Source organism: Kitasatospora sp. NPDC048722 (assembly GCF_040650235.1).
In the GTDB taxonomy this organism is placed as follows: domain Bacteria; phylum Actinomycetota; class Actinomycetes; order Streptomycetales; family Streptomycetaceae; genus Kitasatospora.
The window spans coordinates 37,255-49,318 of sequence record NZ_JBEZGX010000012.1; the positions used below are offsets into that span (position 1 = coordinate 37,255).

11 protein-coding genes are annotated in these 12,064 nt (G+C 74.8%); 5 read left to right on the forward strand and 6 right to left on the reverse strand.

The annotated features are described in order from the left end of the window. The first annotated feature begins 45 nt into the window (after window positions 1–45). Window positions 46–918: a transglutaminase-like domain-containing protein gene (locus tag AB0C76_RS11735; RefSeq protein ID WP_359963279.1), complete on the forward strand. Its 873-nt coding sequence runs from the start codon at window positions 46–48 to the stop codon at window positions 916–918. Window positions 919–922: 4 nt separating this feature from the next. Here AB0C76_RS11735 and AB0C76_RS11740 read toward each other — a convergent pair whose 3' ends face one another. The 6 genes from AB0C76_RS11740 to AB0C76_RS11765 all read right to left on the reverse strand — a co-directional run bounded on the left by AB0C76_RS11740 (window position 923) and on the right by AB0C76_RS11765 (window position 7,291). Continuing rightward, window positions 923–1,552 (reverse strand): response regulator transcription factor, encoded by a 630-nt coding sequence (locus AB0C76_RS11740; RefSeq protein ID WP_359963282.1) that lies wholly within the window; start codon window positions 1,550–1,552, stop codon window positions 923–925. A gap of 53 nt (window positions 1,553–1,605) precedes the next feature. After that, the gene (locus tag AB0C76_RS11745) at window positions 1,606–1,956 is read right to left on the reverse strand and encodes a hypothetical protein (RefSeq protein ID WP_359963285.1); all 351 of its coding nucleotides are present in this window, start codon (window positions 1,954–1,956) and stop codon (window positions 1,606–1,608) included. Between the two features lie 35 nt (window positions 1,957–1,991). Further along, the gene (locus AB0C76_RS11750) at window positions 1,992–3,251 is read right to left on the reverse strand and encodes a histidine kinase (protein ID WP_359963287.1); all 1,260 of its coding nucleotides are present in this window, start codon (window positions 3,249–3,251) and stop codon (window positions 1,992–1,994) included. An 8-nt stretch (window positions 3,252–3,259) separates the two neighbouring features. Then, window positions 3,260–3,982, reverse strand: coding sequence for an ABC transporter permease (locus AB0C76_RS11755; protein ID WP_359963290.1), 723 nt, complete (start codon window positions 3,980–3,982; stop codon window positions 3,260–3,262). Then, complete coding sequence (locus AB0C76_RS11760; protein WP_359963293.1) at window positions 3,979–4,938, reverse strand: ABC transporter ATP-binding protein; 960 nt, start codon at window positions 4,936–4,938, stop codon at window positions 3,979–3,981. The genes AB0C76_RS11755 and AB0C76_RS11760 overlap by 4 nt, the downstream gene beginning before the upstream one ends. 199 nt (window positions 4,939–5,137) lie before the next feature. Beyond that, complete coding sequence (locus AB0C76_RS11765; protein WP_359963296.1) at window positions 5,138–7,291, reverse strand: prolyl oligopeptidase family serine peptidase; 2,154 nt, start codon at window positions 7,289–7,291, stop codon at window positions 5,138–5,140. A 315-nt stretch (window positions 7,292–7,606) separates the two neighbouring features. Between AB0C76_RS11765 and AB0C76_RS11770 the strand changes: the two genes are divergently transcribed. The 4 genes from AB0C76_RS11770 (at window position 7,607) to AB0C76_RS11785 (ending at window position 11,924) form a co-directional block, all read left to right on the forward strand. After that, window positions 7,607–7,801 carry a DUF2304 domain-containing protein gene (locus tag AB0C76_RS11770; protein WP_329928134.1) on the forward strand — a complete coding sequence of 65 codons (195 nt, stop codon included), beginning with the start codon at window positions 7,607–7,609 and terminating at the stop codon, window positions 7,799–7,801. A 48-nt stretch (window positions 7,802–7,849) separates the two neighbouring features. Further along, window positions 7,850–8,782: an N-acetyl-1-D-myo-inositol-2-amino-2-deoxy-alpha-D-glucopyranoside deacetylase gene (mshB, locus tag AB0C76_RS11775; RefSeq protein ID WP_359963299.1), complete on the forward strand. Its 933-nt coding sequence runs from the start codon at window positions 7,850–7,852 to the stop codon at window positions 8,780–8,782. Beyond that, on the forward strand, window positions 8,779–9,282 hold the full coding sequence (locus tag AB0C76_RS11780; RefSeq protein WP_359963301.1) for a DUF6113 family protein: 504 nt from the start codon (window positions 8,779–8,781) through the stop codon (window positions 9,280–9,282). Before mshB ends, AB0C76_RS11780 begins: the two co-directional genes overlap by 4 nt. Before the next feature lie 239 nt (window positions 9,283–9,521). Continuing rightward, window positions 9,522–11,924, forward strand: coding sequence for a peptidoglycan binding domain-containing protein (locus tag AB0C76_RS11785; protein WP_359963303.1), 2,403 nt, complete (start codon window positions 9,522–9,524; stop codon window positions 11,922–11,924). The last annotated feature ends 140 nt before the right edge of the window (window positions 11,925–12,064 follow it).

Sequence of the window (12,064 nt, forward strand, 5' to 3'; positions counted from 1 at the left end):
CTTGCCCGATCGCCCGCCCGCCGTACGAAAGCCGTCGCCGTCACCGTGACCGAGCAGAGCAGAGACCGCTTCCGGACCGCCGCCCGCGCCGAACAGCCCGACCCGGTGCTGCTCTGCCTGCTCGCCGCCGCCGAACACGGCCCCCTCACCGACCCGGACGACCCCGGCGAGCCGCCGGGCCTCGACGCCCTGCTCGCCGCCTGCGGGGCCGCCCTCGACCGGCACGCCGCCGCCGTCCGCCTCGCGGTCGCCGAACGCGCCCCCGCCGGGCCCGAGGAGACCGCCGCCCTGCTCGCCGCCGTCCTCGGCGGGCGGGAACGGTTCCACGGGCGGCAGTCCGACTACCGGCGGCTGGAGTCCTCGCTGCTGCCGGAGGTCCTGCGGCGGCGGCGCGGGCTGCCCATCACGCTGTCCCTGGTGTGGATGGCGGTCGGCCGGCGGGCCGGGCTCACCGTCCACGGCATCGCGCTGCCCGGCCACTTCATCGTCGCCGTCGGCGGCCCGGCCGGCGGCGAGGAGTACGTCCTGGCCGACCCCTTCCACGGCGGCCGGCTGCTCGACCCCGGCGACGCCGAGCGCCTCGTCGAGGCCACCGGGCACCCCTTCACACCCGTGCTGCTCACCCCCGCCCAGCCGCTCGACATCGTCCACCGCGTCCTCGGCAACATCCGGGCCTGGGCCTCCGAGCGGCCCGAGCACGCCCGCACCCAGCTCTGGGCCACCGAACTCGCCCTGCTGCTCCCCCGCCACCCCGCCCAGCTGCGCCTCGAACGCGCGGAACTCCTCGTCCGCACCGGGGACTTCCTCGGCGGCTCGGCCGAGATGGACGCCTATGCCGAGATCCTCGACGCCTTCGACCCGGACGCGGCGGCCGAGGTCCGGCAGGAGGCCAGGGCGGCCCGGCACCGGCTCAACTGAGGAACTACAGCCAGCCCTTCTCCCGGGCGATGCGGACCGCCTCGGTGCGGTTGCGGGCCTCGGTCTTCTGGATCGCCATCGAGAGGTAGTTGCGGACCGTGCCCTCGGACAGGTGCAGGCGCTTGGCGATGTCCGCGTTCACCGCGCCGTCCGCCGCCGCCCCGAGGACGTCCCGCTCGCGGGCGGTCAGCGGGTTGGCGCCCTCGGCCAGCGCGGCCGCGGCCAGCGCCGGGTCGATCACCCGCTCCCCGCGCAGCACCCGGCGGATCGCCTCGGCGAGTTCGGAGGCGGGCGCGTCCTTCACCAGGAACGCGTCCGCGCCGGACTCCATCGCCCGCCGCAGGTAGCCGGGCCGCCCGAAGGTCGTCGCGATCACGACCTTCGTCCCCGGCGCCTCCCGGTGCAGCTTCGCCGCCGCCTCGATGCCCGTCATGCCGGGCATCTCGATGTCCAGCACGGCGACCTGGACGTCGTTCGCCAGCACCGCCGCCACCACCTCGTCGCCACGGCCCACCTGCGCCACGACGTCGATGTCCCCCTCCAGCCCGAGCAGCGCCGCCAGCGCCTCCCGGACCATCCCCTGGTCCTCGGCCAGCAGCACGCGGATCGAGGGGCCGTTCTGATCGTCACTCATGGGCACGACCTTAGAGGGGAACCCGCCCGAACCTCCCCCGGGGGACCGGGGCTTCACAGCCAGCGCCGGGCCGCCTCGACGCTGTCCCCGCCGCTGGAGTTGAAGGCGAGGGCGGCGTCCGGGGCGTGCCGGCGGACGAGGTTGACCACGTGCTCGAAGAACGTGAGCAGCGGCTCGGGCTTGCGGATGCCCCCGCCGATCACGACGACGTCCCACGTCCGCTCGCCGAGGGCCGCGACGATCGCGGGCCCGGCGGTCGCGTCGAGGGCGACGAGCGTCATGGCGGCGTCGATGCCGTGGTCGGCGAAGCGGAGGAGTTCGGCGTCGAGGGCGGCGCGCAGGGTGGCGCCGTCCATGCCGGGGACGGTGTGCGGGTCGATGCCGATGACGAGGACGTTGGTCATGTCCCCTCCTACGCGGGGCCGTTCGGCGGAGTTCCCTACGACCGCCCGGCCGCCGGCGGCACCGGAGCCGGCACCTCGCGCAGCGGCACCATCGCGCGCAGCCGGAAGCCCTTGCCGCGCTCCCCCGGGCCGCTCTCCAGGCGGCCTCCGACGAGGGCGAGGCGCTCCTCCAGGCCCGAGAGGCCGTTGCCCGGTTGGGACTTGCCCGGACCGCGCCCGTCGTCGGTGATCTGCAGGACGGCGAAGCGCTCTCCGCTGCCCTCCCACGCCGTGTCGGCGGTGACGGTGCAGACGGTGGCGCCCTCGCCGTGGCGGACGATGTTGGTGACGGCCTCGCGCAGCGCCCAGGCCAGCGCGCCCGCCTCCTCGTTGGCGAGGCCCGGCCAGCTGTCGACGAGCTCCGGCGACGCCTCCAGCCTCACCTGTGCCGCGGCCAGCGCCGTGCGGGCGGCGGCGAGTTCGACCGGCAGCGTGGGCCGGCGGAAGCCGGTCACCGCTTCCCGGACGTCGATCAGCGACTGCCGCGCCACCTGCTCGATGTCCGCGACCTGTGCGCGCGCGGCCTCGTCCTTCCCCGCGTCCATGAACCGCCCGGCGAGCTCGCTCTTCAGCGTGATCAGCGACAGCGAGTGCCCGAGCAGGTCGTGCAGGTCGCGGGCGAGCCGCAGCCGCTCCTCGGAGGCGGCCAGGTGCGCGACGGCGGCCCGGGCCTCGCGCAGTTCCTTCATGGTGGCGACGAGCCGCTGCAGGCCGGTCATCGCGATGCCGGCGAGGAAGGCGCTGAGGGCGAAGGTCGTGGTGCTGTCCCCGCCGGCGTGGACGGCCAGGCCGGTCACGGCGGTGAGCACGGCCATGCCGAGCAGCGCGCGCACCGCGAAGCGCAGCGGAATGATGATCGCGAGGCAGACCGAGGCGTAGATGAACAGCGTGAGGAAGGCACTGCCGAAGACGGCGGAGGCCACGACCGCGAGCACGATCATGGTCGCGACGATCACCTGGCAGGCCCGCGGCCGCATCCCCGCAGTCGAGCGGAAGACCACCAGCAGGACGTAGGCGGCCACGAAGCCCGTCAGGCAGACCCAGCCGAACACCCGGGCGGCCGGGCCGTGGCCGCCGTGCAGCAGCTCGCCCGCCGGGTAGGCCAGGTAGAGCATCCACAGCAGCATCCAGGAGACCTTGACCAGCATCTGCCGCCTGGTCTCTACCGGGGAGCCGGGGACGTTCATGAACGACACGCGCGCCACACCCGCCTCCGGCTGCTCGTCGGTGCGGTGGGTGCGGCGGGTGTCGTCCATGTGGATCATCATGCCTGTCGGGTGTCGCGCCGGTACAGGACGGTGGCGGCGGCGACGAACACCGCGAGGAAGCCGGCCAGCCCTGCGACGGCGACGGTGTCCAGCGAGTGCCCGGGCTGGGTGAAGGCGGCCAGCTTGTTGTACAGGAACACCGGGTTGAAGCGGGCGAACTTCTCCAGCGAACCGCTCACCGGGAACCAGGTGCCGCCGAGCAGCGCCATCGCCATGTAGGTGATCATCACGATCGGCTGCACCGAGTCCGGCGCCGCCGCGTACCCGAGCGCCACGCCGAGCGCGGCGAACACGAAGCTGCCCAGCCACAGCGCGGCCCCGAGGCCGATCCACTGCGCGGCACCCAGCGACACGCCCTGGCTCGCACCGACCGCGAACACCACCAGGATCGCCGGCAGCGTGGTCACCGCGCTCGCCGCGATCTTGCCGACGGTGTAGGCCCGGCCCGGCAGCGCCGTCAGCCGCAGCTGGCGCGTCCAGCCGGTCTTGCGTTCCAGCGAGATCCGTTGCGCGTTGCCGGTGAGCACCGCGCCGACCGCGCCGAAGGTGGCCATCGAGACCATGAAGTAGGTCTTCACCGGGAGGCCGCCGGCCTGGTTGGCGGAGCCGTAGGCGTGGATGAAGAAGAAGTACATCAGCGCCGGGTAGGCGACGGTGAAGAACAGGTAGCGCCGGTTGCGGAAGGTCCGCAGGATCTCCAGCTGGATCAGGGTGGTCATCGCACGGTCTCCTTCGGGGCGTCGTTCCGGTCGTCGCGGTCGTCCTGCTCGCCGGTGATGGTGAGGAAGGCCTGCTCCAGGCCCAGCCCGGTGACCTCCAGTCCGCGCGGGTACAGGCCCGCCCGGTAGAGCCCGGCGACGCTCGCGTCCGCGTCCGCCGTCCGGATCCGGACCGTCCGCACGCCGGGCACGCGGGCGGTGACGTCCAGGGACTGCACACCCGGCAGGGCGCGCAGCACGCCGCCGTCGAACGCGCCGTCGCCGTCGTGGAGCTCGAAGGCCACCCGGCGGGCGCCCGCACGCGCCTTGATCTCCGCGGACGTGCCGTCGGCGATCAGCCGGCCCCGGTGCAGGACCAGCACGCGGTCGGCGATCGAGTCCGCCTCCTCCAGGTAGTGGGTGGCGAACAGCACCGTCCGCCCGGCGTCGGCCTGGGCGCGCATGCTCGCCCAGAACGCCTGCCGGACGGTGACGTCCATGCCGGTGGTGGGCTCGTCCAGCACGATCAGGTCGCTGTCGCCGGCGATCGCGAGGGCGAAGCGGACCCGCTGCTCCTGACCGCCGGACAGCTTGTCGACCCGGCGCTCGGCCAGCTCGCTGATCCCCGCGTCGGTGAGCACCTGGGCGACCGACCGGCCGCGCGGGTGGACGTCGCAGGCGAGCTTGACCAGCTCGCGGACCTTGACGTCGGCCATCAGCCCACCGCTCTGCAGCATCGCGCCGACCCGGCCGGCCGCGATCGCCCCGCGCGGGCTGCTGCCGAACAGCGAGACGGTGCCCTGATCGGGTTCCCGCAGGCCGAGCAGCAGGTCGAGGCTGGTGGACTTGCCCGCGCCGTTGGGCCCGAGCAGGGCGACGGTCTCGCCCGGCCGCAGCACGAGGTCCAGCCCGTCGACGGCCCGTACCCGCCCGTAGCTCTTGCCGACGCCGCGGAAGGCGGCCACATCCGTGCCCATCGCCCTGCTCCTGTCCCCTGGTGGTGTCGCGTCCGGTGCCGTTCGCACCACCTCAGAGTCCCGCGCGGGCCGGGCACGGCGGCAGTGTCCGCCGTCGTGCGTTCCGTATGACGGATGTCATGCCGGCGGCCGGTACCCCCGTCAGGGGAACCGGCCGCCGGAACCGCTGGTCAGGGGCGTCGGCGGGCCCCTGTCGGGGTCACATCCCGAGCGAGCGCTTCACGAAGTCGACCTGGAGCAGCAGCAGGTTCTCCGCGACCTCCTCCTGCGGGGTCATGTGCGTGACGCCCGACAGCGGCAGCACGGTGTGCGGGCGGCCGGCGGCGAGCAGGGCGGAGGACAGGCGCAGGGTGTGGGCGGCCACCACGTTGTCGTCCGCGAGCCCGTGGATGATCATCAGCGGGCGCTCCAGCCCGGCCGCGTACCCGGTGAGCGAGTTCGCCGCGTACACCTCGGGCCGCTCGGCCGGGTGGCCCAGGTAGCGCTCGGTGTAGTGGGTGTCGTACAGCTCCCAGTCGGCCACCGGCGCGCCGGCCACGGCCGCGTGGAAGACGTCCGGGCGGCGCAGCACGGCGAGCGCCGCCAGGTAGCCGCCGTAGGACCAGCCGCGGATCGCGACGCGGCCGAGGTCGAGCGGGAACTCCCCGGCCAGTGCCTGCAGCGCGTCGACCTGGTCCTCCAGGGTGCTCCCGGCGAAGTCGAAGGCGATCGACTTCTCCCAGGCCGGGCCGCGCCCGGGGGTGCCGCGCCCGTCGGCGACGATCACCGCGAAACCCTGGTCGGCGAACCACTGCGAGGTGAGGTGCGGGTTGTGCGCCTGGACGACGCGCTGGCCGTGCGGGCCGCCGTACGGGTCCATGAGGACGGGCAGCAGGCCGTCGCGCTCGCGGTCGTAGCCGGTGGGCAGGAAGACGGCGGCGGGGATGCGGCGCTCGCCGGCGAAGCGGAAGACCGGGCGGGCGGTGATGACCGGGGTCTCGGCGTACGAGGCGATGGTGGCGACGTCGTCGACGACCACGCCCTCGGGCAGGTCCCGGGAGACCTGGACGAGGCTGCCGGGCAGGTCGGGCTCGGCGGTGGCCCGGACGGTGATGCCGGCCGCGTGCACGGCGGTGGTGACGGAGGTGAACGGACGGCCGTTGGAGGCCTCCCAGCCGAGCCGCTTGCCGTCGTGGCCGATCCGGCCGACGGCGACCCAGCCGGGCTCGGGGTCGGTCTCGGCGGCGCCGCCGGAGGCGGTGAAGAACACCTCGTCGGCGGTGACCGCGACGACGGAGCGCAGGTGCAGGTCGTCCCCGGTGACGGCCTGGTCGCCGATCACCAGCGCCCGCACGCCGCCCTGGTCGCTGATCCGCACGAGCTTGCCGTCCGGCGTCCAGGCCGGGACGCCCTGGAACAGCTCCAGCCAGGCGTCGTCGTGCTCCTCGAACAGCACCTCGGTGGCGCCGGTGGCGACGTCGAGGCCGAGGATCCGCTGGCTGCGCTGGTCGCGGGCCTGGACGAGCAGCAGCGGCACGCCGCCCGCGGACCAGTGCACCCGGGCGAGGTAGGGGAAGGCGGCGCGGTCCCAGACGACCTCGGTGCGGCCGCCGTCCAGGTCGAACACCCAGAGCCCGACCTCGGCGTCGGCGGTGCCGGCGGCGGGGTAGGCGACCTCGGCGGGCTCGCGCTCCGGGTTGGCCGGGTCGGCGATCCACCAGCGGCGCACCGGGGTGTCGTCGGCGCGCTCGACCAGCAGCCGGTCGCCCTGCGGGGACCACCAGTAGCCGCGGTCGCGGCTCATCTCCTCCTGGGCGATGAACTCGGCCTGGCCCCAGGTGACGTTCGGCCCGTCGGGCTCGGCGAGGGCGCGGTCGCCGCTGCCGTCGGTACGGGTGAGCCGCAGTTCGCCGGCGGTGTTGGCGTACGCGACGTACCTGCCGTCCGGGGAGGGGCGCGGGTCCAGCAGCGGGCCCTCGGCGGGGAGTTCGGCGGTGGCGCCGGTCACGAGGTCGGCGGTGAACAGGCGGCCGGACAGGGCGAAGGCGGCCAGCCGGCCGGCCGCGTCGAGGGCGTAGCCGACGATGCCGGCCGAGCCCTCGCGGCTGCGCTCGCGGCGGGCCTTCTCGGCCGGGGAGAGGTCCTCCTCGCCGCCGCCGAGCAGGACCACCGGGTCGGCGGCGATCCGCTCCTCCGCGGTGGCGGTGTCGAGGGTCCAGAGCAGGTTGGCCCGGTCGCTGCCCGAGCGCGAGCGGAGGAAGACGACCCGGGAGCCGTCCGGTGCGACGGAGAACGACCGGGGCGCGCCGACGGTGTAGCGCAGGGTCCGCGCGTACTGCCGGGGGAAGGTGTCCGCAGGTGTGTGGGAGGTCATGGCACCAGACCCTACGACCTCTCGCGCGCGCCGCCGGGAGCGTTCTGATCACTCGTTCGGAGCATCGTCGGGAAGTACGCCCCAAAGTGGTCCGCACCCCCTCCCACCGGCCCATGCGCCCCACCCGTGCCGCCGTACCCCGGCGCGCGCGGACTCACGGAACGTAATGCTTCGCTCACCCATCGGGTAAGACTGATCAAGCGGGTGATCGTCCGGCCCCGTCCCGGACCGCCGGTCGCCCGACCGCAAGTCCCGCACGGTCCGACCGCCGACCTCCCCAGGGGGCGGCGCACCCGAGAAGGGGTGTGAACCGACATGGCTTTGTCCGTCTCCGCAGCCATGCTGATGCTGGTCATCGTGGTGGTGCTGATCCGCCGCTCCGGCCTGAAGCTCGCGCACGCGATCGTCTGCGCGTTGCTCGGCTTCTACCTGGCGTCCAGCTCCATCGCCCCGTCGATCAGCCAGGTCACCAGCAACCTCGCCGGGATGATCAACGGCCTGAAGCTCTGAGCCGCGCGCGCTCACGCGCCCGAAGGGCCGGTCGTTAGGCTTCCTCCCATGACCTCGACTACCGGACGCCGCCTGCTGCTGGTGCACGCCCACCCCGACGACGAGTCGATCGGCAACGGCGCCACCATGGCCCGGTACGCCGCCGAGGGTGCCCGCGTCACCCTGGTGACCTGCACCCTCGGCGAGGGCGGCGAGGTGATCCCGCCCGGGCTGGCGCACCTGACGGCCGATCGGGACGACACCCTCGGCGCGCACCGGATCGGCGAGCTGACCGACGCCATGGCCGCCCTCGGCGTCGCCGACTTCCGCTTCCTCGGCGGCCCGGGGCGCTACCGCGACTCCGGGATGATGGGCGTGCCCGAGAACGACGCGCCCGGCTGCTTCTGGCGGGCCGACGTGGACGAGGCCGCCGGCCACCTCGTCGCCGTGATCCGCGAGGTGCGGCCGCAGGTCCTGGTCACGTACGACGAGAACGGCGGCTACGGGCACCCGGACCACATCCAGGCGCACCGGGTCGCGATGCGCGCGTACGACCTCGCGGCCGACCCGGCGTACCGGCCCGGACTCGGCTCCGCCTGGCGCATCGCCAAGGTGTACTGGAACCGCATGCCCCGCTCGGTGATCGAGGCCGGGCTCGCCGCCACCGCCGCCCGCGCGGTCTTCCCCGGCACGGCCGTCCCGTCGGACGTCCCCGGCGTCGTGGACGACGCGGTGGTCACCACCGTGGTGGACGGCACCGCGTACGCCGGACGGAAGGCCGCCGCGATGGCCGCGCACGTCACCCAGATCACCGTGGACGGCACCTCGTTCGCACTCTCCAACCACCTCGGCCAGCCACTGGTGGCCACCGAGTACTACCAGCTGGTGCGGGGGCAGGCGGGGCCCGGACAGCCCGAGGACGACCTGTTCGCGGGCCTGGACGCCGAGCGCACCACCGCCGAAGAGACCGCTGCGGCGACCGCCGAGGAGGGCGCCCGATGAACAAGTCCGCCGACCGCACGCCGACCGGGTCCGCCGGGCCCGCCGACGGGAAGCCGTCCGGGGCGCCGAAGCGCTCGTTCGCCGCCACGGTCCTCGGCACCCGGGAGGAGCGCCTGGCCGAGGCTCAGCCCCCACGCGGCGCCCGGTTCGTGGCGTATGTCCTGTTCTTCGCGCTCGGCTTCGCGGTCTCGGTCTGCGGATCCTTTGTGCAGGCCTTGTGGCCGCCCGTGGGGGTCCTGCTCGCGCTCGGCGCGAGCGCCGCCACCTTCTACGGCGGACTGCGCGTCACCGGCACCCGGCTGGGCGCCACCCTGCCCGCGGCCGGCTGGTTCATCGCCCTGGTCGTCGTCATGGTGCCGCGGCCGGAGGGCGACACCGTGCTGTGGCCCAACGCCACCTCGCTCGCCTGGATGTTCGCCGGCTCGATCCTGGGCGTGATCTGCGCCACCCTGCCCACCCGCGCGAGCTGGTTCCCCGGAGTCCCCAACCCGCCCCGCTGACCCCGCGAGTGCGGCGCGTAGGGCACCGCGCACGACGCGCAGTCAGGACCACACGGCCGTACTCTCATACCGGAGGAACCGGACGTATCAGGATCTGTCCGAACCCGTTCACCGCTCAGTTCTTCCCAGTATGGTGGTGCCGCAGAACGCCGTACCCGACCGCCGCCCGCCCCAGGCCCGGCGACCACGAACCGCGGTCGCGCCGCACGGCCCGCCCGCGAACCCGGAGCAGAGCAGCATTGAGCAGCCGCGAATCTGACAACGCCCACCCGACGCCCCGGCGCACGGGCCCGGACGCCTACCCGTCGGGCACCCCGCCCTACGGCACACCGGGCCTGCCCGGCGGCGACCTGGCCGGCACCGGTGCCGCCCAGGGCGCGGCGTCGGGCGGCGAGGACGAGGTCCCGAAGACCGAGACCACCCTGACCACCCGGGTCCGGATCAACATCCCCGGCTCGCGCCCGATCCCGCCGGTCGTCGTCCGCAGCGCCGTCAAGAACGAGGAGGGCCCCGGCGACGAGGCCCCGGCGTCCGCCCCCGAGGCGGGCGGCGCGCGCCACCGCTCAGCGCCCTCCTCCCCCGTCCTCGGCGTGATGGAGGGCGGCGGCCGCACGGCGACCCCGCCGAACCTGCCGCCGGAGTGGCAGATCCCGCCGATCCCGCCGGCGACCTCCGAGTCCGAGTCGACCGGCGCGTGGTTCCGGCCGCGGCAGAAGAAGGCCGCGTCGGCGCCCGGCGAGGCCGCGCCCGCCCCGGTCCCGGCCGGTGCGCCGGGTGCCGGAACCGAACCGCAGTCCCAGCCGCAGGCCAAGGCCCAGGCCCGGCCCAGGCCCCAGCCGAACGGCGCGCGCCCCGACGGCGCCCCGCAGAACGGCGCCCAGCGCGCCGGCCAGGGTGCCGCCCGGCCCAACGGCCGTCCGGTCCCCGCCCAGGCGCAGGCCAACGGTGCCGCGCCCGCCCCGGCTCCCGCGCCGCGTCCGGGCGGTGCGCCCGCCGCGCCGTTCGGCCGCCCGGAGGACCGGGCCGACGAGCCCGGCGTGTACGAGGCCGCGGCGGCCCCGTTCGCCGCCGACCCGTTCGCCCCTGTTCCTCCCGCCGCGGCGCCCCCCGCCGGTCCGCGCGGCCCGCAGAACGGCCGTCCGCAGAAGCGCGGTCCGCAGGGTGCCGGCGCCCCGAACGGCCGCCCGCAGAACCGCGGCCCGCAGGGTGCCCGGCCCTTCCCGGCCGGCGGCGCGGCCGACCCCGAGGACACCTCCGTCGACGGCTTCGCGCCGATCCGCGAGGACGTGCCGGCGTCGGCCGCCATACCCGGCCTGCCCCACGACGGCGCCCCGCGCGCCGGCCGGGGTGCCGACGAGGGCCGCCAGCAGCCGGGCCTGTTCGCCTCCGCGCCCACCGGCGCCGACCCGTTCGCCGCGCAGCGCCCTGCCGCGCCCGCCGGCCAGGACGCGTTCGCCGCCCCCGGCGGCCTGTTCCCGGGCGCACCCGCCACGCCGGGCGCACCGGGCGCACCGGGCGGCAAGGCCTCCTCCGCCGACCCGTTCGGCACCGGCCCGTTCGGCGGCGCCCCGGCGGGCGCGCAGCAGCCCGGCCGCGACCCGGAGGCCACCGCGGTCACCCCGCTGCCGGCCCCCGCCGCCGCGGAGCCCGCGCCCGCCAAGGCGCAGGGCAAGGCCAAGAAGAAGGGCGGCGCCGGCAAGAAGATCGTCAAGCTCGGCGTCTACGGCATCGGCGGTGTCCTGTTCCTCGGCGCCGCCGCGTACGGCACCGGCCTGATGCTGAACCAGTCGGACATCCCCAAGGGCACCGTGGTGCTCGGCACCGACATCGGCGGCAACAACCGCGACCAGGCCATCCACCAGCTCGACGAGACGGTGGGCAAGGCCGGCCAGCAGCCGCTCAAGCTGAAGATCGGCGACCAGAGCGTCGACCTGGACCCGACCGTCGCCGGACTCGGCTTCGACACCACGGCCACCGTGGACGGCCTCACCCAGCACAGCTACAGCCCGGTCGACGTCATCAAGTCGCTACAGGGCGGCACGAAGAACGTCGCGCCGGAGGTCAAGGTCGACCGGGCCAAGCTCAAGGCCGCGCTGGACGGCCTGGCCTCCGGGGCGGGCCAGGGCCTGCAGGAGGGCTTCGTCAAGTTCGGCGACTCCGGCGACCCGGTCGTCGTGCCCGGCAAGGCCGGTCAGGCACTGGACTCCGCGAGCGCCGTCGCCGTGGTCGAGCAGGCCTACCGCGACCGCGCCGCCGGCAAGCCCGACCAGCCGATCGCGCTGAACGTCACGGCCGCCCAGCCCAAGGTCTCCGCCCAGGCCCTGCAGGCCGCCGCGGACGGCCTCGGCAAGTCCGCGGTCAGCGGGCCGATCCACATCGTGGCCGGCACCAAGACGTGGAACTTCGGCAAGCTGACCGCCGCCAAGGCGCTGACCCTCGTCCCGGACGCCTCGGGCAAGCTGACGCCCAAGTGGGACCTGGACGCGCTCAACGCCCAGCTCGGCAACGTCTTCGACAAGGTCAGGATCAAGAAGAACGGCCAGTCCGTGGCGATCACCGCGCAGGACGTCGCCGACGCGCTCACCCCGCTGCTCGACAAGAGCGGCGACAAGGACCGCACCTTCAAGTTCACCGTCGCCTGACCGACCGCGCTCGACCGCCGAGGGGCGGGTCCGCCACCTTCCTCGTGAAGGAGCCGGGCCCGCCCCTCGGCCGCCCCCCTCGACAACTCCCGTCCCGCTCGCCAAGATGTGACGCCACACCATCCGTCACACCTGCCTCG